Source organism: Salinibacterium sp. AL4.1, assembly GCF_059767305.1.
In genome coordinates this window covers 187,220-211,834 of the sequence record NZ_JBSOQK010000002.1, presented here as the reverse complement: position 1 = coordinate 211,834, position 24,615 = coordinate 187,220, and the positions used below count along the sequence as shown (strand labels likewise).

At 61.7% G+C, this 24,615-nt stretch carries 25 protein-coding genes; 12 read left to right on the top strand and 13 right to left on the bottom strand.

What is annotated here, in order from left to right:
- Positions 1-141: 141 nt before the first annotated feature.
- Positions 142-1,194, top strand: coding sequence for an AI-2E family transporter (locus ACWTV3_RS10390; RefSeq protein WP_498478140.1), 1,053 nt, complete (start codon positions 142-144; stop codon positions 1,192-1,194).
- Entirely contained in the window at positions 1,184-2,422 is a 1,239-nt protein-coding gene (ilvA, locus tag ACWTV3_RS10385) for a threonine ammonia-lyase (protein ID WP_498478139.1), read from the top strand. The genes ACWTV3_RS10390 and ilvA overlap by 11 nt, the downstream gene beginning before the upstream one ends.
- Before the next feature lie 13 nt (positions 2,423-2,435).
- Here ilvA and greA read toward each other — a convergent pair whose 3' ends face one another.
- Together greA and ACWTV3_RS10375 are read right to left on the bottom strand one after the other, a co-directional pair.
- Positions 2,436-2,927 carry a transcription elongation factor GreA gene (greA, locus tag ACWTV3_RS10380; protein ID WP_498478138.1) on the bottom strand — a complete coding sequence of 164 codons (492 nt, stop codon included), beginning with the start codon at positions 2,925-2,927 and terminating at the stop codon, positions 2,436-2,438.
- Between the two features lie 67 nt (positions 2,928-2,994).
- Complete coding sequence (locus ACWTV3_RS10375) at positions 2,995-3,465, bottom strand: DUF4307 domain-containing protein (protein WP_498478137.1); 471 nt, start codon at positions 3,463-3,465, stop codon at positions 2,995-2,997.
- Between the two features lie 81 nt (positions 3,466-3,546).
- On the opposite strand from ACWTV3_RS10375, the gene ACWTV3_RS10370 reads away from it, so the two are divergent.
- On the top strand, positions 3,547-3,915 hold the full coding sequence (locus ACWTV3_RS10370; RefSeq protein ID WP_498478136.1) for a hypothetical protein: 369 nt from the start codon (positions 3,547-3,549) through the stop codon (positions 3,913-3,915).
- Here ACWTV3_RS10370 and trhA read toward each other — a convergent pair.
- A complete protein-coding gene (trhA, locus tag ACWTV3_RS10365) occupies positions 3,896-4,645 on the bottom strand; it encodes a PAQR family membrane homeostasis protein TrhA (protein WP_498478135.1) in 750 nt (249 codons plus the stop codon). The genes ACWTV3_RS10370 and trhA overlap by 20 nt on opposite strands.
- Before the next feature lie 63 nt (positions 4,646-4,708).
- Between trhA and ACWTV3_RS10360 the strand changes: the two genes are divergently transcribed.
- From ACWTV3_RS10360 to ACWTV3_RS10350, 3 genes are all read left to right on the top strand, one after another.
- On the top strand, positions 4,709-5,494 hold the full coding sequence (locus ACWTV3_RS10360; RefSeq protein WP_498478134.1) for an isoprenyl transferase: 786 nt from the start codon (positions 4,709-4,711) through the stop codon (positions 5,492-5,494).
- A 231-nt stretch (positions 5,495-5,725) separates the two neighbouring features.
- Positions 5,726-7,087, top strand: coding sequence for an RNA 5'-3' helicase PhoH2 (phoH2, locus tag ACWTV3_RS10355; RefSeq protein WP_498478133.1), 1,362 nt, complete (start codon positions 5,726-5,728; stop codon positions 7,085-7,087).
- A 73-nt stretch (positions 7,088-7,160) separates the two neighbouring features.
- Positions 7,161-7,928: a fumarate hydratase gene (locus ACWTV3_RS10350; protein ID WP_498478132.1), complete on the top strand. Its 768-nt coding sequence runs from the start codon at positions 7,161-7,163 to the stop codon at positions 7,926-7,928.
- Here ACWTV3_RS10350 and ACWTV3_RS10345 read toward each other — a convergent pair.
- The 5 genes from ACWTV3_RS10345 to xseA are packed head-to-tail and all read right to left on the bottom strand — an operon-like array spanning position 7,925 to position 12,147.
- Positions 7,925-9,322: a class II fumarate hydratase gene (locus ACWTV3_RS10345; protein ID WP_498478131.1), complete on the bottom strand. Its 1,398-nt coding sequence runs from the start codon at positions 9,320-9,322 to the stop codon at positions 7,925-7,927. The two genes, ACWTV3_RS10350 and ACWTV3_RS10345, sit on opposite strands and share 4 nt — an antisense overlap.
- A gap of 54 nt (positions 9,323-9,376) precedes the next feature.
- The gene (locus ACWTV3_RS10340) at positions 9,377-10,018 is read right to left on the bottom strand and encodes a carbonic anhydrase (RefSeq protein WP_498478130.1); all 642 of its coding nucleotides are present in this window, start codon (positions 10,016-10,018) and stop codon (positions 9,377-9,379) included.
- Positions 10,015-10,662: a DUF4245 domain-containing protein gene (locus ACWTV3_RS10335; RefSeq protein ID WP_498478129.1), complete on the bottom strand. Its 648-nt coding sequence runs from the start codon at positions 10,660-10,662 to the stop codon at positions 10,015-10,017. The genes ACWTV3_RS10340 and ACWTV3_RS10335 overlap by 4 nt, the downstream gene beginning before the upstream one ends.
- Entirely contained in the window at positions 10,662-10,907 is a 246-nt protein-coding gene (locus ACWTV3_RS10330) for an exodeoxyribonuclease VII small subunit (RefSeq protein ID WP_498478128.1), read from the bottom strand. The genes ACWTV3_RS10335 and ACWTV3_RS10330 overlap by 1 nt, the downstream gene beginning before the upstream one ends.
- Positions 10,908-10,926: 19 nt before the next feature.
- The gene (xseA, locus tag ACWTV3_RS10325) at positions 10,927-12,147 is read right to left on the bottom strand and encodes an exodeoxyribonuclease VII large subunit (protein ID WP_498478127.1); all 1,221 of its coding nucleotides are present in this window, start codon (positions 12,145-12,147) and stop codon (positions 10,927-10,929) included.
- A 135-nt stretch (positions 12,148-12,282) separates the two neighbouring features.
- Between xseA and ACWTV3_RS10320 the strand changes: the two genes are divergently transcribed.
- Both ACWTV3_RS10320 and ACWTV3_RS10315 read left to right on the top strand, forming a co-directional pair.
- Positions 12,283-13,335 carry a 4-hydroxy-3-methylbut-2-enyl diphosphate reductase gene (locus ACWTV3_RS10320; protein WP_498478540.1) on the top strand — a complete coding sequence of 351 codons (1,053 nt, stop codon included), beginning with the start codon at positions 12,283-12,285 and terminating at the stop codon, positions 13,333-13,335.
- Entirely contained in the window at positions 13,335-13,880 is a 546-nt protein-coding gene (locus tag ACWTV3_RS10315; RefSeq protein WP_498478126.1) for a DUF6264 family protein, read from the top strand. The genes ACWTV3_RS10320 and ACWTV3_RS10315 overlap by 1 nt, the downstream gene beginning before the upstream one ends.
- 100 nt (positions 13,881-13,980) lie before the next feature.
- Here ACWTV3_RS10315 and fbaA read toward each other — a convergent pair whose 3' ends face one another.
- Positions 13,981-15,006, bottom strand: a complete 1,026-nt coding sequence (fbaA, locus tag ACWTV3_RS10310) for a class II fructose-bisphosphate aldolase (protein WP_498478125.1) — start codon at positions 15,004-15,006, stop codon at positions 13,981-13,983.
- 198 nt (positions 15,007-15,204) lie between these two features.
- Entirely contained in the window at positions 15,205-16,593 is a 1,389-nt protein-coding gene (locus ACWTV3_RS10305; RefSeq protein WP_498478124.1) for a polysaccharide pyruvyl transferase family protein, read from the bottom strand.
- Positions 16,594-16,824: 231 nt separating this feature from the next.
- Between ACWTV3_RS10305 and glpX the strand changes: the two genes are divergently transcribed.
- Positions 16,825-17,814, top strand: coding sequence for a class II fructose-bisphosphatase (gene glpX / locus ACWTV3_RS10300; RefSeq protein ID WP_498478123.1), 990 nt, complete (start codon positions 16,825-16,827; stop codon positions 17,812-17,814).
- Here the strand turns inward: glpX and ACWTV3_RS10295 are convergent.
- Positions 17,811-19,220 (bottom strand): DNA recombination protein RmuC, encoded by a 1,410-nt coding sequence (locus ACWTV3_RS10295; RefSeq protein ID WP_498478122.1) that lies wholly within the window; start codon positions 19,218-19,220, stop codon positions 17,811-17,813. The two genes, glpX and ACWTV3_RS10295, sit on opposite strands and share 4 nt — an antisense overlap.
- Before the next feature lie 26 nt (positions 19,221-19,246).
- Between ACWTV3_RS10295 and ACWTV3_RS10290 the strand changes: the two genes are divergently transcribed.
- The 3 genes from ACWTV3_RS10290 (at position 19,247) to ychF (ending at position 22,945) form a co-directional block, all read left to right on the top strand.
- The gene (locus ACWTV3_RS10290) at positions 19,247-20,167 is read left to right on the top strand and encodes a LysR family transcriptional regulator (RefSeq protein ID WP_498478121.1); all 921 of its coding nucleotides are present in this window, start codon (positions 19,247-19,249) and stop codon (positions 20,165-20,167) included.
- Positions 20,168-20,298: 131 nt separating this feature from the next.
- Positions 20,299-21,795, top strand: a complete 1,497-nt coding sequence (locus ACWTV3_RS10285) for a CoA-acylating methylmalonate-semialdehyde dehydrogenase (RefSeq protein ID WP_498478120.1) — start codon at positions 20,299-20,301, stop codon at positions 21,793-21,795.
- 73 nt (positions 21,796-21,868) lie between these two features.
- On the top strand, positions 21,869-22,945 hold the full coding sequence (gene ychF, locus ACWTV3_RS10280) for a redox-regulated ATPase YchF (protein WP_498478119.1): 1,077 nt from the start codon (positions 21,869-21,871) through the stop codon (positions 22,943-22,945).
- Positions 22,946-23,028: 83 nt separating this feature from the next.
- Here ychF and ACWTV3_RS10275 read toward each other — a convergent pair whose 3' ends face one another.
- Together ACWTV3_RS10275 and ACWTV3_RS10270 are read right to left on the bottom strand one after the other, a co-directional pair.
- Complete coding sequence (locus tag ACWTV3_RS10275; protein ID WP_498478118.1) at positions 23,029-23,976, bottom strand: class II glutamine amidotransferase; 948 nt, start codon at positions 23,974-23,976, stop codon at positions 23,029-23,031.
- Positions 23,977-24,107: 131 nt separating this feature from the next.
- Positions 24,108-24,524, bottom strand: coding sequence for a GNAT family N-acetyltransferase (locus ACWTV3_RS10270; RefSeq protein ID WP_498478117.1), 417 nt, complete (start codon positions 24,522-24,524; stop codon positions 24,108-24,110).
- Between the last annotated feature and the right edge of the window lie 91 nt (positions 24,525-24,615).

The following is a 24,615-nucleotide window of genomic DNA, read 5'->3' as shown; positions in this document are numbered from 1 at the left end:
TCACTCCAGCACAACTAAGATAGGCACGTGGTATTCGGTCGACGAACTAAAACAGACAGTCGGGTCCAGTCACGCGCCAGCACTACAGACGCCGCTGAGGTTCCCGCCGGGCTTTCGATAGCTGCTGCCTACTCATGGCGCATGCTTGTCGTATTGGGCATGGTTGCCGTTCTCATTTACTTGGTGATTACTCTCAAGTACATTGTCATTCCGTTCCTGATTGCCATTCTGATCGCGGCCTTGCTCGTGCCCGTCGTCAACTTCTGTGTGCGGATGAAGTGGCCGCGCTGGGCGGCCGTCACCGTCGTGCTCGCCGGCTTTCTCGCTGTCGTCAGCGGACTCATCGTCGTCGTCGTCACTCAAGTGCGTTCCGGGCTCCCGGCACTGCAAATTCAGTCCGCAGCGGCCTACGAGAATCTGCGCGAATTCTTGCGCAACTCGCCACTACAACTCAGCGACGCCGACCTCGACGGCTACCTCACCGAAATCTTCGACGTCATTCAGCGTGACTCCGAAGCACTCGTCTCCGGCATCCTCTCGGTAGGGTCAACAGCCGGCCACGTTCTTACGGGCGCGCTCCTGAGCGTATTCGCCACGATCTTTGTCCTCATCGACGGCAAGCGAATTTGGTCATGGACGGTTCGACTGTTCCCACGCCGGGCTCGTAACGCGGTTGACGGTGCGGGGGTAGCCGGATGGCTCACACTCACGACCTTCGTCAAGGTGCAGATCTTCGTGGCCGCCGTCGACGCTATCGGTATCGGCGTCGGGGCGTGGATCCTCGGGCTCTTCTATGGCGGCTTCCCGCTCGTCATTCCGATCGCCGTGGCGGTGTTCCTCGGTTCGTTCATCCCGGTGATCGGTGCGCTCGTGACAGGCGCGCTCGCCGTCTTCATCGCCCTTGTCTTCCTCGGGCCGATTCCCGCGGTCATTATGCTCGGGATCGTCTTGCTCGTGCAGCAACTCGAGGGTCACATCCTGCAGCCGCTCGTGATGGGCACAGCAGTCAAGGTTCACCCGCTCGCCGTCGTATTCGCCGTGGCTGCGGGATCATTTGTCGCTGGCATCCCCGGTGCACTGTTCGCAGTGCCGCTCGTGGCCGTCGTCAATGTCATGACCAAATACATAGCCAGCGGCGATTGGCGAATCCACGGCCGCCCCACGATCACGGATGTACTGGGAAATGGTAAATAACCGCACGCCCGGCCCCACGCTTGCTGAGTACGAAGCAGCACGCGTTCGGGTCGCAGAAGTTGCCGACGTCACCCCCATGCAGACGTCTCGTTTTCTCGCGGAGGTTTTGGGCTCGCCCGTCTTCTTGAAGTGCGAAAACCTTCAGCGCACGGGCTCGTTCAAGTTGCGCGGTGCCTACAACCGTCTTGCGGGTTTGACCGACGAAGAGAAGGCTCGGGGAGTGGTGGCGGCCTCGGCGGGAAACCACGCTCAGGGCGTCGCTTTTGCCGCTCGCGAGTTGGGTATCAAGTCGACCATCTTCATGCCCGTAGGCGTACCCCTGCCCAAGCTGCAGGCCACACGTGACTACGGCGCCGAAGTCGTGTTGCGCGGTCATACGGTAGACGAGCCTTTGCGCGCCGCCGCCCGCTTCGCCGAAGAAACCGGTGCAGTACTCATCCACCCCTTCGACCACGAAGATGTTGTGGCGGGCCAAGGCACTCTCGCGCTCGAAGTCTTTGATCAGGTGCCACAGGTCGACACGATCATCGTGCCCATCGGCGGTGGTGGCCTTGTGTCGGGCGTCGCTGGTGCCATCAAGCAGCGTGCCCGCCTCGAAGGCCGCAACGTGCGCGTCATCGGCGTGCAAGCGGCCAACGCGTCCGCCTATCGACCTTCGCTCGACAAGGGCGAAATCGTCGAAGTGCGCACCACGCCCACGATTGCCGACGGTATTGCCGTCAGTCGCCCGGGCGTTCTCAACTTCGGCATGGTCCGCGATCTCGTGGATGAAGTGATCACCGTCTCCGACGACCAGATCGCCTACGCGGTGCTCGTTCTTCTCGAGCGCGCCAAGCAGGTTGTGGAGCCTGCTGGTGCCGTGGGTGTTGCGGCAATCCTCGCGGGCGCGATTGCCCCGAGTGGCAACACCGTTGTGCTGCTGAGCGGAGGAAACATCGACCCCATGATGATGGAACGCATCATCAGTCACGGTCTTTCGGCATCCGAACGCTACCTGCGTCTGCGCATCCCACTGCCTGACCGCCCCGGCCAGCTCGCCCGCATCTCGGCCCTCGTGGCGGAGGCAAGCGCGAACGTCGTCGAGGTACTGCACAGTAGGCACAACAACAAAGTGCAGTTCAGCCAGGTTCAGCTCGAACTGCACATTGAGACCCGAGGCCCCGAGCACGCGGAGTCAGTGCTCGCGCGGCTCAGGGACGAAGGGTTTGACCCTCAGGTCGACTTCTAGTCAGGCTGAATAGTTAGCCGGAGTAGGTCGCGATCTTCAGAATCTTGACGGTAATTTCTTTGCCGTTAGGAGCGGTGTACTTCTTCGACTGCCCGACCTTAAGGCCGTTGATGGCGAGACCGAGCGGGCTCTTCTCGCTGTACACATCGAGATCGCTATCTTCGGCAACGATTTCGCGGCTGCCGAGCAAGAAGACACTTTCTTCGCCCATGATCTCGGCCGTGACCAGAATTCCGGGCTCAACGACACCATCGTCGTCTTGCACATCGCCGACTACGGCGTGACGCAGAAGCTGGGTGAGAACGCGGATGCGGGCCTCAATCTTGCCCTGCTCTTCCTTGGCAGCGTGGTACCCACCGTTCTCCTTGAGGTCGCCCTCTTCGCGCGCAGCTTCGATCTTCTTGGCAATTTCGTACCGCGCTTCGCCGGTGAGTTGTTCCAGTTCGGCGGTGCGACGATCGAACGCCTCCTGGGTCAACCATGTGACGTCGTTTTCTGCAGCCACTGTGTTTCTCCCTACACAAAAGAGAAACCGGCCGAAGACGACCGGTTTCGAGATGATTTGCTACAGCCTAGGTGAGCCAGCACCGGTAGATCAAGCCTGACACTGCTTGTTCTGTCGTGCGAACGGTGGTGCTCAAGTCACGGTTACGCTGATCGCTGGCCGGAACATCCACTACCTTCCAGCCGATAATTGCAAAAGTGGAGTTGAGCGCCTGAACGGCGCAGCGAGCATCCGTGTTTTCGGGCACGTTGAACTGCCATCGAACTTCGACCGCGGTCTCGTCGATGATGTCGTAGCCGGTATCTTTTGCTTCGAACTGGGCGGGGGCTTCAAGTAGCCCTCCCCACACGAGCCACGCGGTGAAGACCACGACGAAACCGACCGCAGCGCCGATCACGATGATGCGATTGTTACGTTTGGCCTTGGGGCTGCGACCGTAACGAGCATCCAAATCAGTGGATGCGGCGCTGGCGGTTGCGGCGCTGTCAGCGGTGCCAGTGGGGTTACTGGATGCTTCGGGCACGCGGGGCTCCTTCATGCGACGGTATTCTGGTTACTACAAGGCTATTCGCAAACTCGCGTGATGAAATCATCGAGTGAACACCCCAGAGGACAACAGTTGATTTCTTTCACTTCGCTCGCCACCAGCGCGATTCTCTGGACGGCTACTCCGAGCCCGGAACCGACGCTGTACCCGGCGTACGAGGGCGACCCGAACTTGGTGACGCCGGGCGTCGTTGGCTTCATCGCGACCGCGTTCGTCGCGATCGTCACGGTGCTGATCGTCGTTGACATGAATCGCCGCGTTCGCCGGGTGCGATACCGCGAGCTTGCTCAAGACACGATCCGTGCCGAGCAGGATGCCGCTGCTGCCGAAAGCGCCACAGAATTGGGCACTGCGGTAGACACCGATCCCGACCTGAACGCCGACGCTGATCTCAACTCGGACGCTCCCGACGACGACACACCTACACAACGGGCGGATTAGTCGCGACGAGAAAGATGCCGACCCAGTGGCAGAGGAACGCCAGTAGCGTCAGCGTGTGAAAGATCTCGTGGAAGCCAAAGACCCCGGGGATGGGGTTAGGGCGCTTCATGCCGTAGACCACGGCACCCACGGTGTAGAAGAGTCCACCAGCCAAGATCAACGTCATCATGATCCAGTTGGCTTGGAAGAAGTCGACGACGAACATCATCGCGGCCCAGCCCAGTAGTACGTAAAGCGGTACGTAAAGCCAGCGCGGGGCACCCACCCAGAAAATGCGGAAGCCAATGCCGAGAGCGGCACCGCTCCACACGAGCCAGAGCAACAGGGTTGCCTTCTCGGGCGGTAGTGCCAACACCGTAATGGGCGTGTAGGAACCGGCAATAAGTAAGAAAATGTTGGAGTGATCAAAGCGCTTCAGCAGCATCCGCGTCTTCTCGCTCCAGTTGAAGCGGTGATACAGCGCAGAGATGCCGAACAGCATGAGCGACGACGCCACAAACACGGCTGAGCTCACCTTGGCGGCGGTGCCGTCGGCCATCACGATCAGGATGACGCCTAGCGCAATAGCGAGCGGGAACGTGCCCGCATGAATCCAGCCACGCCACGTCGGCTTCTGGTCTGCAGGGTTGCGCAGCATCACATCATCGACGAGCGGAATCTCGGGAAGACGCGAGGCGTCTTCCTGCTCGACGGCCGCTGCGGCAGCTGAATCGGCAGCATTCTGGTTCATGCTCTCAGTTTACGCTCGGGTGAGTTTGACTTGCTGAGCGCCGCAGTGGTCTAACGTAGTCCCGTGAGTAAGCGACAGTCTCCATTAGGTCGCGGTTTTCTCTACGGTCTCTACCAAAAGAAACTGCGTCGCCAACTAGAGGGCCAGCAATTGCCGCGCCACGTAGCCATGATTATTGATGGCAACAGGCGTTGGGCCAAGCTGAAAGATCTCGAAACCGCAGCGCACGGCCACCGCGCCGGTGCCGCTAAATACCGCGAGTTTCTCGTCTGGTGCGACGACCTCGACATCTCGGTGGCGACCCTCTACCTGCTTTCAACCGACAACCTCACGGGGCGTTCGCCCGAGGAACTCACCGAGCTCTTCACCATCATTGGTGACCTTGCCGAAGACCTCTCGCACTTTCGAGACTGGCGCGTTCAGCATGTGGGTTCGGATGCCGGACTCCCGGATCAGCTCAAAGCCCAACTCACAGCGGCTCACGAGCGCACGGCCACGAACACCGGCTTGCACGTCAATCTCGCGATTGGCTACGGCGGGCGCCACGAAATTGCCGAGGCCATGCGCCGAATCGTGCGCAACCACAGCGATGAGGGGCACAGCCTCGACGCGCTTGCCGAACTGCTCACGCCGGAATTGATCGGCGAGCACCTCTACACGAAGGGTCAGCCTGACCCCGACCTGGTCATCCGTACGTCGGGTGAACAGCGAATTAGCGACTTCATGCTGTGGCAGTCTGCCCACAGCGAGCTGTATTTCATGGAAGCCCTCGGGCCCGATCTGCGCGAGGTCGACTTCTTGCGCGCCCTGCGCGATTTCTCACGCCGTAATCGTCGCTTCGGCGCTTAGTCGCCGCTTCGGCGCCGTAAGCGCCGCTCACCGCTCACCGCCAGAGTGTCGCGAAAGTGACGCAATGGTGTCTCGTGGCGTGTCGTTGCGCTCAGAACGCACCGCAGGTTTAGCGTTCAAGACATCAGGTATGGCGCCTGATCGAGACGGCCACGTAAGTTCGTTTTCGTAAAGTACTGGCCGTCTTCGCAGACTGGATCCGAGTGCTCGCACTCGGGGATGGAGTGCACGTTGGCCGACCTAGCAACCCCCAAGACCACGAACACCACGTCGAAGGCGGGAGGTCGAGCTCAGCGGCAAGCCGAACGTACCTACGTTCTGGATACGTCAGTTCTGCTCTCCGACCCGAGCTCGATCAAGCGGTTCGCCGAACACAATGTTGTTTTGCCCGTGGTGGTGATTACCGAACTCGAAGCTAAACGCAACGACCCGGAGATCGGCTACTTCGCCAGGCAAGCGCTGCGCAGCCTCGACGAGATGCGCGTCAAGCATGAGCGCCTCGACTTTCCGATTGCGGTCGGGGATGACGGCGGCACCCTGCGCGTTGAACTCAACCACTCCAATATGTCGGTTCTGCCCTCCGGGCTGCAGCTCGGCGATAACGACTCGCGAATCCTTGCCGTTGCGCTCAACCTCGCCAATGAGGGGCTGGATGTCACTGTCGTCTCCAAGGATCTTCCGCTTCGAGTGAAGGCAGCATCCATCGGTCTCGCCGCCGAGGAGTACCGGGCTGAACTGGCCGTGGACTCCGGCTGGACGGGCCAAGCTGAGATCGAACTCAGTGGCGATCAGGTTGCGACGCTCTACGACAAAGAGGAGTTGCACACGCGAGCGATCGCCGAGCTGCCGGTTAATACCGGTCTCGTGGTGCACTCAGAACGTGGCTCTGCGCTGGCCAAGGTAACTGCGCGGGGCAAGATGGCACTCGTGCGCGGAGACCGCGACATCTTCGGATTGCACGGTCGCAGTGCTGAGCAGCGGCTCGCCATCGAGATGCTGCTCGACCCGGAGCTGGGCATTGTGTCTCTCGGCGGGCGCGCGGGTACCGGTAAATCGGCGCTCGCGCTGTGTGCCGGCCTCGAGGCGGTTCTCGAGAAGCAACAGCACCGCAAGATCATGGTCTTCCGCCCGCTCTACGCCGTGGGCGGCCAAGAGTTGGGGTATTTGCCGGGCGATGCTGCAGAGAAGATGAACCCGTGGGCTCAGGCCGTGTTTGACACTCTCGGTTCGGTCGTCTCCGAGAACGTTCTCGAAGAGGTGCTCGAGCGAGGCCTGCTCGAAGTCTTGCCGCTCACCCACATTCGTGGGCGTTCGCTGCACGATGCGTTTGTGATCGTGGATGAGGCCCAATCGCTCGAACGCAACGTGTTGTTGACGGTGCTCAGTCGCATCGGGCAGAACTCACGAGTCGTTCTGACCCACGATGTGGCCCAGCGCGACAACCTTCGAGTGGGTCGTCATGACGGGGTTGCCTCCGTCATCGAAACTCTCAAGGGACACTCCCTGTTTGGGCACATCACACTCACTCGGTCGGAGCGATCGGCCATTGCAGCTCTCGTCACCGACCTGTTGGAGGGCAACGAACTCGCCTAACAATTAGCTCTCAAAGTCTGAGCGCGCCGCGAAAGTGTCAACGCGGTGCGCTCAGGCAACGTAAGGTTTTCTCGTGGGCTGGGTTTGGTGGTTTCTTGCGGTTCCCCTTGGGGTTGCTGCCGTGTGGGCGATTTTCGCGCCCCGCAATCAGTGGCGCAGCCTCTTTTCCTGGTCGGTTGCTAACGCTCACACTGCCGAACCGGGTGGTGCAGCGTACGCGTTGCGTCAAATTCTGGCCGCGCTTGCTCTGGGCTCGGCCCTGACAATGATCGTGATCGCCATGGTCGCGACCAAGGTCGATGAACCTCAAGAACCAAGTACTCCGAGCGATGTAGAGAGCATGTGGGGGTCGCCAGCGCCCCTGCTTGTGTATCGCTCGATCCAGACGGCAAAGTCACTCGATGCCACGCTGCTGGAAGTGCCGATCGAAAGCTACCTTCCGGTCAACGACAATGCGTACCCGCCGCTGTACCTACTCGATCTCGAGCCGTTTTCACGCTTGGGCACGACCGGAATTCCGGGCTACATCGGCAGTGAACCGGCCGAAAATGACTCGACGATCACCCGAGCGGATGTCGTCATTCACGTTCGTGGTCCGCTCCTCTGCATTCCGCGTCGCGTGGTGGCCGTGGAAACGCAAGACGTTGTGCAGCTGGCCGTGCAATACGGGCTGCCCACGCCAAGCGACGGCTCAAAGCCAGACAACGTCGCTGCCTGCCCTCTCGGGGAGGACTTGACCGGGTCAGTTCTGATTCCGGTGCGACTCAACGAGCCCATCGGAGAGCGTTCCGTCGAAGCTCTCGACGGAACGCCCCTCACGATGGCGGATTCGGAAGGTTAGCCAGGCGTCGTCATCGACAGAACGTCGAGGGCGGCATCCAGCTGTTCGAGGGTGACTTCACCACGCTCGACGAAGCCGAGGTCAATCACGGCTTCACGCACGGTCATCGATTGCGCGACGGAGTGCTTGGCAATCTTGGCGGCTGCTTCGTAACCGATGATCTTGTTGAGCGGCGTCACGATCGAGGGCGACGACTCGGCGAGAGCCAGCGCACGCTCGAGGTTTGCCTCGAGACCATCGACGGTCTTGTCGGCGAGGGCGCGCAGCGAGTTGGAGAGCAGGCGGCTCGACTCGAGCAGCGAGGTTCCCATGACGGGGATCGCCACGTTCAGTTCGAAGGCTCCGGATGCTCCGCCCCAGGCGATCGTGGCATCGTTGCCGATAACGCGAGCACAGACCATGAGCACGGCCTCGGGGATGACGGGGTTGACCTTGCCGGGCATGATCGACGAGCCGGGCTGAAGGTCGGGAATCTGCAGTTCGCCGAGACCGGTGTTGGGGCCTGAGCCCATCCAGCGGAGGTCGTTGCAAATCTTGGTGACAGAGACAGCGATCACACGAAGAGCACCGGACGCCTCAACGAGGGAGTCGCGAGCGCCCTGAGCCTCGAAGTGATCTTCGGCCTCGGTGATTGGCAGGCCGGAGTTCTCGGCGAGGATTTCGATAACGCGCTGCGGGAAGCCGAGCGGAGTGTTGATTCCGGTGCCGACGGCCGTGCCGCCGAGGGGCACCTCGGCAACGCGGGGGATGGCCGACTGAATGCGGGCGATGCCGAGACGAATCTGGCGAGCGTAACCGGCGAACTCTTGACCGAGCGTGACGGGCGTGGCATCCATGAGGTGGGTGCGGCCAGCCTTGACAGCGCCCTTCCACAGTTCGGCCTTCACGTCGAGGGCTGCAGCGAGGTGCTCAAGCGAGGGGATGAGGTCGCCGATAAGGGCGCCCGTGACGGCCAAGTGCACCGAAGTGGGGAACACATCGTTCGACGACTGCGACGCGTTGACGTGGTCGTTGGGGTGAACGGCGCTGCCGAGCGAGTCGGTGGCCAAGCGCGCAAGAACTTCGTTCATGTTCATGTTCGACGAGGTGCCGCTACCGGTCTGGTAGGTGTCGACGGGGAAGTGGCTGTGGTGCTGACCGTCGATGATCTGGTCGGCGGCGCCCACGATGGCATCCGCAATTCCAGAATCGAGCTTGCCGAGTTCACTGTTGGCGATCGCGGCGGCGCGCTTAACGCGAGCCAGAGCGACGATCTGAGCCGGCTCGAGGCCAGTGCCCGAGATGGGGAAGTTCTCCACAGCACGCTGCGTCTGAGCGCCGTAGAGGGCATCCTTGGGCACGCGTACCTCGCCCATGGTGTCGTGTTCGATGCGGTATTCGGTGGAACTCGTCACAGCGTTGTAATCCTTTGTTTGCGAGCGATGTGGTGTGTGAACGTGGTGGAAGCGTTAGACCGTTCCGATAACGAGGTCGGGGACTGCCCGGCCCTCAAGCAAACGGTAGTTCGCGCCCACTACGGCAAGCGTACCGTCGGCCACAGCGTCGCTGATGAGTTCAGAAGCGTTCATCAGTTCGAGGATGGTAGCGCGCAAGTGAATGCGCCCGACGTCGTAGGCGTTGATGTTCGCGACCTCGACGTTGCCCTCATCGCTCCCGGCGACGCGGCGCACGGCAGGCACGATCTTGGAGATGAGCGACTGGATGTGTGGGGGCAGTGCCGGAGCGTCTTCCGTCTGCGATTCGATGGCAGCAGCAACCGCACCGCACTCGTCATGACCCAGTACGAGAATGAGCGGCACGTTGAGCACGCTCACGGCATATTCGAGCGAACCGACCACGGAGCTGGAGATGACCTGGCCGGCGTTGCGCACGACAAAGAGGTCGCCGAGGCCCTTGTCGAAGATGATCTCGGCGGCGAGACGAGAGTCGCTGCAGCCGAACAGTGCCGCATGCGGGGCTTGAGCGTTGGCGAGTTCGGTGCGGCGTTCGACGTCTTGACGGGGGTGCGCGGGCTCGCCAGCGACGAAGCGATCATTGCCGCGCGACATTTCTTGCCAGACCTGGGCGGGGGTTCTAGTGGGATTCGTCATTGCGCCTCCGAGTCGGCAGCAATCGCTGCAGCGAGTAGTTCGAATTCTGCATCGGCTGCCGTGCCGTGAAGCACGACCGTGCTGCCGGCAATCTCCGCCGACATCGAGTATGCGTAGTTTCCGGTGTCAGCGGAAGAGCGACGGTCGTAAATGGTCCACTGGATGCCGCCGATGGTGGTGGTGTCGGTGGCGAGCGCGCCATCCGTCACGATGCCGAGCCACGTCGGGTTAGCTTCAATGCCCTGCTCGAGGGCAATGAACTGAGCCGAAGCGGAGTCAGTGGCCGCCGTGATGAAGCCGATGTACCAGGTCTGAACGGATGACGTGGTGCCGAGTCGTGCCGAGTTTGAGTACCACTCGTCGGGAGTTGCGGGCGCGAGCAGCGGTTCGCTGGCATTGGTTTGCGCGTCAGCGGCGATCTGTTCGTAGTCGGCTGTGACGGGAGTCTCGGTGCTGGGGCGCACGACAACGAGCACCAAGAACAGCACGATAACGAGCGAAGCGAGGGTGGCACCGACAAGGTTGAGTAGCGTTTGGTTAGCGCGGTGCTTGCGGGAGGTTTCGGCCTTGCGGGCAAAGGTCTCCTCGGGGGTTTCGGGGCGGCCTAATCCAGCGACTTCGCGCGGTTCGGTGCTCTTAGCCATTACTGGTTGTCGTCCGAATCGGCGTCGTTGCCCAGGCCAGCGGTGCGAGCGGCATCAAGACGAGCGCGGGCACCCACGAGCCACTCTTCGCAGCGCTGAGCGAGAGCCTCGCCGCGTTCCCAGAACGAGAGCGACTGTTCGAGCGTTGCCGAACCCTGCTCAAGCTCGCTCACTACAGAGATGAGCTCATCCCGAGCCTCTTCATAGCTGAGCTCGCTGACGGGGGTTTCATTGGGGGTAGCCACGATGTAATTCTACTGTTCTCTAGTGATCTGCCGGCTGGCCGGAGACGGTGGTGGAAATCTTGCCGTCGGCAACGGTGAGCAGTAGCTCAGTGCCATCGGGGGCGTCGGCGGTGGAGCGCACCGCGGTGCCGTCGGGCAGCTGGGCAATCGCGTAGCCGCGCTGCAAAGTGCGCTGCGGCGAGAGCGCGCGCAACTGGCCAGTGAGCTCGGTGACGCCCGAGTGTGCCTTCTCAATAGCCCGCTCCATGAGCTCATTGCTGCGCGACACGTAGCGCGAGAGTTCATCGGCGTGCGCATCAACGAGCGATACCGGGTTCGCCAGCACCGGGCGCGTGCGCAACGACTCCAGACGGTCACCCTCGTGGCCCAAGCGTTGCGTGATGCGCAATCGCATTCCGGCACGCGCTTGCTGCACGCGGCTCAGCTCTTCGGCAACGTCGGGTACGACCCGTTTCGCCGCATCAGTGGGAGTGGATGCCCGCAGGTCAGCCACCTCGTCGAGCAACGGTCGATCGTTCTCATGCCCGATCGCCGACACCAGCGGAGTAACGCACGCCGCGGCCGTACGCACTAGCGCTTCGTCGCTGAACACGAGCAGGTTCTGAAAATCGCCGCCGCCGCGGGCGACGATGATGACGTCAACCTCGGGGTCGGCATCCAATTCGCGGATGCCCTGCGATACCTCGGTGACAGCACGCTCGCCCTGCACGGCAGCGTGCGCGGTGCGGAACTTTACCGCGGGCCAGCGCAACTGCGCGTTACGAATGACGTCTTTTTCGGCGTCGCTGTCTTTAGCGGTAACGAGCCCGATGCAGTTGGGCAAGAAGGGGAGAGGCTTCTTGTGCTCGAAGAGACCCTCGGCACGTAGTTTTTGGCGCAGCAGTTCGAGCTTCTCGAGCAGGTCGCCGAGGCCAACATGGCGCATTTCGAGCACCTGCATAGTGAGAGTGCCGCCCTTAACCCAGTAGTTGGGTTTGACGAGGGCAACAACGCGATCGCCCTGCTTGAGATCTTTGGGCAGCTTGGCGCGCACCGACGACCAAATGGTGAACGAGATGGTGGCATCCACTTCAAGGTCTTTGAGCTTGCCGTAGATGTTGCCGCCCGAGCCACCCCACTGAGTGATTTCGCCTTCGACCCACGCGGTGCCGAGTCGTTCGATCCAGCCACGAATCTTCTGCGACAAAACCGATACCGGCCACGGCGTATCGACGGTGGGCGGGCCCTCTGTGATCGTCACCTAGCCTCCTCAAGCTTATGATTACAGGGTAGAGGATGCCGCTGATACTGCCCTCCGTTCGGCTTCCGTGCAGCAGTCTTCGGTAGAATCTTTTCTGTGAGCACCATTTCTAACGGAAGCGCCCAAGCGCTAGCGATGCCCCCGATGCCCGCCCGCCGAGAGCAATTGAAGAATTTGCCGGTCGCGGGCGCCAAGCGCGTCGTGTTGGCAGCCCCCCGCGGCTACTGCGCCGGCGTTGATCGCGCCGTCATTGCGGTCGAGAAAGCGCTCGCCAACTACGGTGCTCCCGTCTATGTGCGCAAGCAAATTGTGCACAACATTCACGTCGTCACCACGCTAGAAGCGCAGGGTGCCATTTTTGTGGATGAGGTTGAAGAAGTTCCCGAAGGATCAACTGTCGTCTTCTCCGCCCACGGTGTCTCGCCTGCTGTCGTCAAGGGAGCCGCCGACCGCGAGCTGCACGCGATCGACGCGACCTGCCCCCTTGTCACTAAGGTGCACCGCGAAGCAACGCGCTTCGCCCGCGACAACTACCAAATCTTGCTGATCGGCCACGATGGCCACGAAGAGGTTGAAGGCACGATGGGCCACGCGCCCGAGCGCACCATCCTCGTCAATAGCCCCGCCGATGTGCCCAACATCGTCGTCGAGAACACCGACAACCTCGTGTGGCTCTCGCAGACCACGCTGAGCGTCGACGAAACGATGGAAACGGTTCGCCTGCTGCGCGAACGGTTCCCCACCCTTCAAGACCCGCCGAGTGACGACATTTGTTACGCCACGCAGAACCGCCAGGTCGCTATCAAGAAGGTTGCCGAAGAGGCAGAACTCGTGATCGTGGTCGGCAGTGCCAACAGCTCCAACACCGTGCGCCTCGTGGATGTCGCGCTCGAGAACGGCGCCAAGGCCGCCTACCGCGTCGACTACGCGAGTGAAATCAAGCAGGAGTGGCTTGAGGGCGTCGCGACGATCGGCGTCACTAGCGGAGCATCCGTTCCCGAAGTTCTCGTTCAAGAAGTTCTCGCCGACCTCGCCGAGGCAGGCTACGGCGATGTCTCCACCGTGATCACGGCCGAGGAAGACCTCATGTTCTCGCTGCCGAAAGAACTGCGCACCGACGCTGACGGCAACCCCGACGAGCGTGGCCTCGGTGGCCGCAATCGCAAACTTGATTGGCAACAGGGTTAATGACTGATCCCCGCCCTCGCCCGAAATATGGCGAATACGCACCGCTGCCACCCGCTGCACCCGAAGGTGGCACTGAGCCCACCACTGGTGCACAGCATCCAGCCCCCACGCTGCAGACCGCAGTGCCGAACGTGATTCCGGCATCCGAGCCAACGGCTCCGCCCGAGCGCAAACAGCGCATGTGGGATGTCTTCCTCACGGCCACGCTGCTCCTCTTTGGAGTAGTGGATGTCATAAACAGCTTCGGAACGATCGCCAACCTCGGGCCGATTTTGCGCGAAGGTCTCGCGGCTCAAGGCTTCGACGGCTTTGCTGCGGATGAGGCTGCCGCCGAAGCAGGAGCGGTCGCCAACATTGTGCGCGTTGTCGCCCTCGTGCTCACGATCGTGTTTGCGCTCATTCAAGTGCAGCGTAAGCGGATCGCGTTCTGGATTCCGCTCGTGGGCGCCACGATCGCTACGATCGCGATGCTCGTTGCGATCTTCGTTGCCGTGCTCAGCGATCCCGGCTTCATGACCTACGTCGACAACATTCAGCAGCAGTAGCGCAGCCCCCGAGCATCGCCGCAACGGCGGCAGCAGCGGGTCGTCACCTTAAAGACAGATGGGGGCCGGCCCGAAGGCCAACCCCCATCTGTGCGCAGTACTACTTGCTGGAGAATCCAGCCGAACCGAGCTGCTTGGTGGCTTCAACAACGCGGAGGGCGAGAGCCGACTCTGCTGTCTTGCCCCAGGCGCGGGGGTCGTAGATCTTCTTGTTTCCGACTTCGCCGTCAACCTTGAGGAAGCCGTCGTAGTTCTTCAGAACGCTGTCAGCGATGGAGCGGCTGTAGGCGTACTGGGTGTCGGTGTCGATGTTCATCTTGATGACACCGTTAGCAACGGCGGTCGCGATTTCTTCATCGGTCGATCCCGATCCACCGTGGAATACGAGGTCGAGGGGGTTGGCGTCGGTGCCGTACTTCGCGGCGATGCCAGCCTGAATTTCACCGAGCAGTTCGGGGCGCAGCTTCACATTGCCGGGCTTGTACACGCCGTGCACGTTGCCGAAGGTGAGGGCGGCGATGTAGCGGCCCTGCTCGCCGAGGCCGAGCGCTTCGACGGTAGCGATGACATCATCCAGCGTCGTGTAGAGGCTGTCGTTGATGTCGTGGCTCACACCGTCTTCTTCTCCACCGACGACGCCGATTTCAACTTCGAGAATCGAGTTGATGGCCTTCATGCGGGGGAGGATTTCGCGCGCGATCTCGAGGTTCTCGGCGAGAGGAACAGCCGAGCCATCCCACATGTGCGACTGGAAGATGGGGTTGCGACCGGCCTTGACCTCAGCTTCGGATGCCGCGATGAGCGGGTACACGAAGTCATCGAGAGCATTCTTGGGGCAGTGGTCGGTGTGCAGAGCAACCGTGACGGGGTAGTTCTTGGCGGCTTCGGTGACGAACGCAGCGAAAGCGAGTGCTCCGGATGCGCGTGCCTTGACCGACTGGCCAGCGAAGTAGTCTGCGCCGCCCGTGGTGACCTGGATGATGCCGTCAGAGCCAGCATCACTGAGGCCCTGGAGCACGCCGTTGATGGTGGACGACGACGAAACGTTGATGGCGGGGTAGGCGAAAGAATTCTTCTTCGCCTTGTCGAGCATTTCTGCGTACTGGTCTGGGGTTGCGACGGGCATTGTTGTCTCTCCTCATGCGGTACCGACTACCGCTCTGGTCCGGCTCGCGTCGATTCTACCGATCACATCTGTGCGCGCGCGAACTGCATCGTGTCATCGGAGAACCATTGTCTTCCGCGTGCAATCGGAAGGGTCACCCACGCCGACCGACAGAGCTCCTAGGCTCGCCACGATTTTCTACGAATCGGACCGGGCAAGTTATGACGCGGGGTCTCGCTTGAGCACCGTGCGATACATCCTTTTCACCAACCGAGCCAAGCGGGTGCTGAAACGAAGATCAAACTCGTGTTTTTGCTCGCGAACTTGCTTCTTGAGCGCGCGGACCTCTTTCGACAAGGCACCGATCTGCTTCTTCTGCGCGCCGATTGATTCTTTTTGGTCTCGAATGGTGATGAACCGCCGGAAGTAGGCACGCTCCGCCTTGCCGATTTTCACGCGAAGGTCGAAATCGTCTTCATCTACGAGGTGAGCCCGCTTTACGAGCGCATCGGCGACGGCGGAGAAATCATGGGCTGGCGTGTTCCCAGCGCGGTTTTTGAGCACGTGCGCGCCGACTGCTGAATGAATATAGGCGTACGTCGACATCAAGTATTTCTGGTAGCCGAGGTCGCGCTCTGGAGCAACGCCCGCACTACGAAGAGTTTCGAACGAGGTTTCTGCGGACCACTTTCCGAACGGGATCACGCGCTCCGGATGTCCGATTGCCTCATAGAAGTGAGGAAGCTTGTCGTTCCACTCCAGAGCGACTGTCGGGATGCCAAATGAGTACGCGATGATCGAGGAGTGCATGCGAATCGACGCAATAGCGGAACGCGAAGCGATTGCATTCACAACTTCGCGGGTTGTCTGGGGCAGCACGATCTGTTCTGCCGGCACTGAGTGCTCGCGTGCGAAGAAACGCAGGGTGTTGTTGTCGTCCAAACTGCCGTTGGTATAAAGCTGTGACTCCAAGCCCGCAGTCCGAGCAAGTTCGCGCAAGCCTGCCAAGTAATCCATCTCTGCTGTGACGCCCCACTTGCGCTGGTTCGCTGCGAACAGACCGCCGCGCACAACATTGATACCCAGCGTGCCGTCGGGGACCACGTCGGTCATGCCGTACACGTACTTCGTCCACACCGCGGGGTCGGCGACCTGCTGAACGTCGAACGGAAGATCCGTGACGAGCTCTTGGAACAGGCCCAGATTTTCTCGCACTGAGACGGCCTTGACGCAACCTCGTCTGACGACTTTCGAGATGGCGTCTACTTCGCCGGGTTTCGCGCTCATGTTGTTCACGCCCATGGACGAGAACACCACGGGGATATCGCCGCGCTCTGCGATTGCAGTGATCTGATCCACGTGTTCGAAGAAATTCAGATAGGAGAGGCCGAAGAGTCCACCGCCGGCGAAGAAGATTGCGTCCGCATTGCCAACCAGTTCTTCGTCGACCTGTTTGAGAGCCATCGGCTGAATTTCGTAGTCGTCGGGGGCGAGTCCGTGATTTGCAAGGGCAACTTCGAGTAGGCCCTGGAAGCTGATGCGGATCAGATTGTCGCCAAAGTTGTCGTCGACGTACGACACGATCATGATGCGGAGTCGTCTTGTCATTGCTACGGACCTTTACCTCGGGGCGATGCCGGACGAAAGGGCTCAGTCAGCGACGAACCACAGGGGTAGCCACATCGCGGAAGGCCGGTTGGAAGCCTAACAGGTGACCTCAGACTGGCGCAGGAGCTCTGGTTTCATTCGCGCAGAAGCACGATCCGGATAGACTGGGGACGCGCTGTCCACCACCGGCGCGTCCCCAGTCGACCAACTCTCAACGAAGGATGCTCTCAGGTGAGTACAGAAAACGGCACGCTATTCCTCCACCCCGATCGCAACCTCGCTCTCGAGCTTGTGCGGGCCACCGAAGCGGCTGCCATTCGTGCCGTTCCCTTCATCGGTAAGGGCGACAAGCTTGCCGCCGATGGTGCTGCGGTTGACGCCATGCGCAAGTTCTTGGGCACCGTCGACTTCGACGGTCTCGTTGTTATTGGTGAGGGCGAGAAAGACAACGCCCCCATGCTCTTCAACGGTGAGCACGTGGGCACGGGCCGTGGCCCCGCCTGCGATATCGCCGTTGACCCGATTGATGGCACGTCACTGACGGCTGCTGGTCGCCAGAATGCGATCTCGATGATTGCAGTGTCTGACCGTGGCACGATGCTTGATGCTTCGACCGTGTTCTACATGGACAAGATCGTCACCGGCGCTGAGGGTGTTGGCGTCGTCGACATCCACAAGCCCATTGGCGAGAACATTCGTGCGCTCGCGAAGGCCAAGGGCAAGGCCCCGGAAGACATCGTTGTTGCGGTGCTCGACCGTCCGCGTCACGCGCAGCTCATCGAAGACATCCGCGAGGCGGGTGCCGGAACGCGCCTCATGCTCGACGGTGATGTTGCCGGCGGTATCAACGCGGCGCTGTACGGCACGCGGATCGATATGTGTGTCGGCATCGGCGGCAGCCCCGAGGGCGTCGCCACGGCCTGTGCCATCAAGGCTCTCGGCGGCGAGATCCAAACGATCCTGTACCCGCAGTCTGACGACGAGCGCCAGCGCGGTCTGGATGCGGGCCTCAAGTTCGATCACGTCTACACCGCCGATGAGATGGTCGCCAGCGACAACACGTTCTTCGTCGCGACCGGCGTTACCGATGGTGGACTCGTGAAGGGTGTGCGTCGTTACGGCCCCATCATCCGCACCGAGTCGATCGTCTTGCGTTCCCACTCGGGAACGATCCGCCGCATCTCGGCCGACCACCTCGCGGAGAAGTGGCTCGACCACTAAAGCTCTAGTTCGGGGGCCGTGATGTGTTTCGGCGCGCCCTCGACCAGCTGGGTGTCGCCGATCACTTTGGACTCGTCGAGCGCGTTGAGTTTGCGGGCCGTGACGAGAACGCGGCTTTCGAGCGAGTTGGCGAACTGGTTGTAACTGTTCACGGTGGTGTCGATCGAACGGCGCAGTTTGTCGGCGTGTTCGGCGAGCGTCGCGAGGCGCTGGTAAAGCTCCTTGCTGAGGTCGAACAGGGTTTTGGCCTGGTCGGTGAGTACGTCTTGTTGCCACGAGAACGCGACTGTCTTGAGCACTGACCACAGGGTGACGGGCGAGGCGAGAGCGACGCGCTTGTTGAAGGCGTAATCCATGATCGAGGGGTCAGCCTCCATCGCCGATGACACGAGCGATTCGCTGGGGATGAACGCGATCACGAGCTCGGGGGAGGCGTCGAGCCCTGCCCAGTAGGCCTTGCTCGCGAGGGTGTCGATGTGGCCGCGCATGACCTTGACGTGTTGCTTGATGAGGGCCGCGCGGCGGGCACCCTCTTCTCCCGTTGCCGTGACGGAGATCTGGCTCGCCTCCAGGAAGGCGGCGAACGGCACCTTGGCATCGACGGCAATGTTCTTGCCGCCGGGGAGGTGCACGACCATGTCGGGGCGGCCGGCACCAGCATCCGAGGTGATGCTCGATTGCACGTCAAAGTCGACGCGCTCGATGAGGCCCGCAGCCTGCACGACGTTGCGCAACTGGGTTTCGCCCCAGATGCCACGGGTGGAGTTATTGCGCAGTGCCGAAGCCAACGACTCTGCGGTGCTGCGCAAACGCTCTTCGGATTCTGTGGCCGACTTGAGTTGCTGGCTCAGTTCGCCGTGCTGCAAGCTACGCTGCGACTCCAACTCGGTGACCTTGTTCTGCATCGTGCGAAGCGTCTCCTGCACCGGCGTGAGAGCCTGCAGCACCTTCGACTCGCGGCGCTCGCGTTCGGCAAGAGCCGCAGCCTCGTCGCGCTGGCGGTCGAGGGTCTCGCGGTACTGATGCTGCAGCGACGCAACCTGCTCGCTCAGGGCATCCGCTCGGGCAGTGGTAGACGCAAGCTGGGCGGCAAGACGCGACTGCTGCTCCCGCTCGGTCGCCGTCACGTTCGCAATCGCGGCCTGGTGCCGGGCTTCGAGAACCTCGGGCGGCACCTGGCCGGTGGGGGCGGTCGAGCGCACACGTGCAATCAGCAGGCCGATGACGACACCGAGAACCGCCCCGACAAGCAGGCCAACGACGAGAGCAACGACAGGATCCATGCCGTCAGTGTGCCAGCCAGCAACGACATTGTCGGGAGGACAGCGCGAGCGGGGCTCAGCGGATTGCTCGCGCAGCACCGAGGGGAACGATCTACGCGCGCGAGCCACGCTCGCAGCGCTCATCCCCAACCGCCCCTACAGTTAAGGACATGGCCAGCGATTCCGTGCATCCGCTCGATGTGAGCACCGACGATCTGCGCTACCTCATTGCCGTGGCGCGGGCTGGCCGGATGGTGTCTGCCGCCACGTTGCTCGGCGTCGACCACACCACTGTGCGCCGCCGCATCGATCGCCTCGAGGCCGCGCTCGGCGTGCGCCTGCTCGACCGCGGCGCCGATGGCTGGGAACTCACCGCCATCGGTAAAGAGGTAGCCACTCGTGCCGCTGGCCTCGAGAACATCGTCGAAAACGTTGTGGGGGCGACCAGTGGGGGAGCCGACGAAGTGCGCGGCACCGTGCGCATCGTGGCGCCCGACGGCTTCGGGGCCACCTTTGTGACCGCAGCGCTCGCGGCGGTGCAGGCGGAGCATCCCGCGATCAGAGTTGAACTGGTCACGTCCACTCGGCCGCTGAGCTTGCGCGGGGCTGGCTTCGACTTGGCGATCACGATCGGCACGACGGCTACCTCTCGTCTCGCCTCCGAACCGCTCGCTGCGTACGCGCTGCGCCTCTACGCGTCGCCGGGGTACGTGGCTTCGCATACGCCGATCCGCTCGGTGGCCGACCTTGACGCCCATCCGCTGGTCTTCTATGTGGATGCTCTGCTCACCGTTCGCGAGCTCGACCTCGCCCCGGTGCTCGGCGGCATGCGTGTGGGCTTCGGTTCTACGAGTGTGTTTGCGCAGCTCGAGGCCACCCGGCAGGGAGCCGGCATCGGCCTGCTGCACGCCTTCATGGCTGAACCGGAACCGGGCCTCGTGGCGGTGTTGCCCGACGAGGTTAGTTTTCGCCTCGAATTCGCGCTCTCAGTGCGCAAAGAAGCCGCGGATATTGAGGCTGTTCAGCTGGTCAGAGCCGCTTTACATCGCGAAGTCGCCCGTCGGGGTTCGGAGCTATTGCCGCTCGAATAATGCGGCGCTGAGTCGGTCTGCGGCACCCCCGCACGCAGTGTGCGTTTTTGCAGATTGACCGTGCGCGAATAGGCCTTGATCGCAGATCGTAAAGGTCGCAGACTGGGCATACTTCCGACGAAAGTAGGCCCATGTACTCCACGATTCCGCACTGGATCAACGGCGCCGCTACCGAGGGCGACTCGCCCAACCGTGGCGATGTCTTCAACCCCGCAACCGGCGCCGTCGCACGCACCGTTCCTCTCGCATCCGTCGCTGACGTCAACACTGGTGTTGCCGCAGCCAAGGCTGCGTTCCCCGCCTGGGGCGCCACATCGATTGCTAAGCGCACCGCCGTGATGTTCGCCTTCCGTGAGCTTTTCAACGCTCGCAAGGACGAGCTCGCTGCCATCATCACCGCCGAGCACGGCAAGGTTCTTTCGGATGCTGCGGGCGAGATCGCTCGTGGCCTCGAAGTTCTCGACTACGCCTGTGGCATCGCCCAGCTCAGCAAGGGTGAGTACAGCGAGAACGTCTCGACCGGCGTTGACGTGTACTCGCTGCAGCAGCCACTCGGTGTTGTCTCGATCATCAGCCCGTTCAACTTCCCGGCCATGGTGCCGATGTGGTTCTTCCCGATGGCTGTCGCCGCGGGTAACACCGTGGTGTTGAAGCCCAGCGAGAAGGACCCGTCCGCATCGCTCTGGATGGCAGAACTCTTCACCGAGGCCGGCCTCCCCGACGGTGTCTTCAACGTCGTTCACGGTGACAAGGTCGCCGTTGACACGCTTCTTGAGCACCCGGATGTTGCCAGCGTCTCCTTCGTTGGTTCCACCCCGATCGCTAAGTACATCTACGAAACCGCTGCCCACCACGGCAAGCGCGTCCAGGCTCTCGGTGGCGCCAAGAACCACATGCTGGTGCTTCCGGATGCCGACCTCGACCTCGTTGCCGACTCTGCCGTCAACGCCGGTTTCGGTTCCGCTGGCGAGCGTTGCATGGCCGTCTCGGTTGTCGTAGCCGTCGAGCCTGTTGCTGACGAACTCATCGCCAAGGTCAGCGAGCGCATGGCGACGCTGCGTACCGGTGACGGCACTCGCGGCTGCGACATGGGCCCGCTCATCACGGCCCAGCACCGCGACAAGGTCGCCAGCTACATCGAGATTGCGGAGACTGACGGCGCGAAGGTTGTTGTTGACGGTCGCGGCATCGAGATTGATGGCGACGCTAACGGCTTCTGGCTCGGCCCGACGTTGATCGACAACGTCTCCACCGACTCCGACGTCTACAAGCACGAGATCTTCGGACCGGTGCTCAGCGTCATTCGCGTCGCCACCTACGAAGAGGGTCTCGAACTGATCAACTCCTCGCAGTACGGAAACGGCACCGCGATCTTCACTAACGATGGGGGAGCGGCTCGTCGCTTCCAGCGCGAAGTTGAGGTCGGCATGGTCGGCATCAACGTTCCGATCCCCGTTCCCGTGGCGTACTTCTCCTTCGGTGGTTGGAAAGACTCCGCGTTTGGTGACACGAAGGCGTATGGCCCCGACGCCATCCGTTTCTTCACTCGTCAGAAGGCTGTCACCAGCCGCTGGCTCGACCCCAGCCACGGTGGAATCAACCTCGGCTTCCCGCAGAACAACGGCTAACAACTAGCCTGCTTTACCTTCGCGATGGCGGTCCCGTTCCTCGGGGCCGCCATCGCCGGTAGGATTGACTCCCGTGGCTCTCACTATTGCAATCGTTGGACTCCCGAATGTCGGCAAGTCCACCCTCTTCAACGCTCTGACCAAGAACTCGGTGCTCGCCGCGAACTATCCGTTCGCGACCATCGAGCCGAACGTGGGCATCGTTAACCTGCCCGACCCGCGCCTCAAGGTGCTGGCCGGCATCTTCGGCAGTGAGCGCATCTTGCCCGCTCCGGTCTCCTTCGTTGACATCGCCGGCATTGTGCAGGGCGCCAGCGAGGGCGAAGGCCTGGGTAACAAGTTCTTGGCGAACATCCGCGAGGCTGACGCTATCGCTCAGGTCGTGCGCGGCTTTAGCGACCCGGATGTTATTCACGTCGACGGCAAGGTTGATGCGGCATCCGACATGGAGACCATCAACACCGAGCTGATCCTCGCCGACTTGCAAACCCTCGAAAAGGCTGTCGCTCGCTACGAGAAGGAACTCAAAACCAAGCGTGTTGAGCCCGCCGTTCTCGAGGCCGCGCTCGCCGCGCAGGCGTTCCTCAACGAGGGCAAGCCCCTCTCTGAGGCGACCAAGATTGAACTGGAGCTGATCCAAGAACTCGGTCTGCTCACCTCCAAGCCGTTCATTTACGTTTTTAACGTGGATGAAGCGGTGCTCGGTGACTCAGGCAAGCTCGCCGAATTGGCGGCTCTGGTTGCCCCTGCGAAGGCGATCTTCCTCGACGCTAAGTTGGAGGCCGAACTCATCGACCTCGACGAAGAGGATGCCGCAGAGCTTCTCGCGAGCACCGGTCAAGACGAGAGCGGCCTCGACCAGCTCGCCCGCATCGGTTTCGACACTCTCGGCCTGCAGACCTACCTCACGGCTGGTCCAAAGGAGACTCGCGCGTGGACGATCCCGAAGGGTGCCAAGGCGCCTCAGGCTGCCGGCGTCATCCACACTGACTTCGAAAAGGGCTTCATCAAGGCCGAGGTCATCGGCTTCGACGACCTCGTCGAGACGGGCTCCATCGCAGAGGCTCGCTCTAAGGGCAAGGCCCGCGTTGAGGGCAAGGAATACGTCATGCAGGATGGCGACGTCGTGGAGTTCCGCTTCAACAACTAGGGTTTCTGATCCGGGCGCAGGTGTGTTCGTCTTCCGGCACACCGGGCTGATCAGAACCTTCGTGAGACGAACCCCTAGCGCGCTCAGACCTTCAGCGTGTTGACAGTTTTGGTGATGCGCTCACCGTCTTTCTCGAGGAAGACGATCTCGCCGAACTTGAGCTGCGACCAGTCGTCGCCCTCGGTCAAGGGCTCGGAGGCGAATACGACACCGGTCGCGTCATCCTCGCTGCACTCCTCAAAGTCGTAGGTCGTTGCGTCGTCCTCGAAGTTGCGCCCCATCAGCAGGTACATCGGTTCGAGGAGCATCGAGAGAGCGAAGTCGTCGCTGTCGGGGGCTGACTTTCGCAGCTTCTTCCAGTCACCAGCGGGGTTGGTCTCACCGTGGTGACCGAGGCCGACGTTGACACCGATGATGCGGCCGTCCGACACGAGGGCCATCTTCAGCTTGGTCAGAGCGCCGAGGTCGAGGCTCTTCATTGCCTGGGCGATCAGCTCAATGAGCTTCTCGATCGCTCGTTGGACGTCCTCGTTGCGGTCACCCTCGAGCAGCGACAGGAGCAGCACGTAGATGAACTCGGTGTCCGTGTTCCCGCGCAACTGTGTGAGATACCGATCCTCGCAGTGCTGCAGAAGCTCGCGCTGCAGAAGCTGCCAGTTGGGCAGGTAGCCATTTTGGGCGACGATCCACGGGGTCTCCTCGAAGGAGAACGGGTGGCAGTTCTCGTCGACCATCACGACCTTCGAGTCGTACGCCGCGGCTCGCACATGCGCCAACATCGTGCTGGCCTGGAGGCTGGGGATCATCCGGCTGGCGTTGTCGTCGTAGAAGGCCGCCATGGGGCGGCGGTAGATGAAGGGTTCTTCGGGCTTCAGCAGGTGCTCGCCCCAGATCCCGAATCCCCATCCGGCCAACTGCAGCTCGGGGTGCCGTTCGGGGTCGAGTGCCTGGTTGATCAGGCTGTTCTCTGGCTTGAGGAGGAGGTTCTCGAGTGGTGTCTCAGGACCGAGGTAGGCGAGGACGCGGCACATATATCTCCTTCGTTGGGCTCCGGCAATTCTATTGTCGTTGCACTGAGTCGGAGCTGGTAGCAGTGGCGGTCCGTTCCAACAACTAGCCGCGTCTCAGCCTTTGATCCCGCGGTCTCGCGGTCGCTGCAGGGTCACGCGAACTTCGTGAAAACCGAGGTTCGCTGCTCAAGGTCACGCACCTCGGTAAACCCCATCGCGCGGTAGAAGGCGATCTGTCCCGGCTCGTCATCCGTGAGAAGAAGTTTTTGCCGCACATCTTCAAATGGCTGGAAGACTCGAAGGAAGAGCTCGCGACCGATTCCGCTGCGGTGGTACTCCGGCACGACCAGAATGTCTTGCAGGTAGACAATCGTCCGCCCGTCGCCGACGACACGTGCGAGCCCGACTAACCGGACGCCATCCCAAGCGGTCACGACTCTTAGCGATGCGGCGATGGCGGCCACGAGCCGTTCGGGGTCTCGGGTGTAGGCCGTCCACTGCACTGCGGCGTACAAATCGATGATCGCGTCGCGATCGAGTGGCGCGTCGACACGGTACGTGGTGCTCATCCCGCGATCATAGCTGCGGAAACTAATGACGTTCCGTGGCGACCAATCGCATCGCATCGCGCAGAATTACCAATCCTTGGTACTCTGAGCG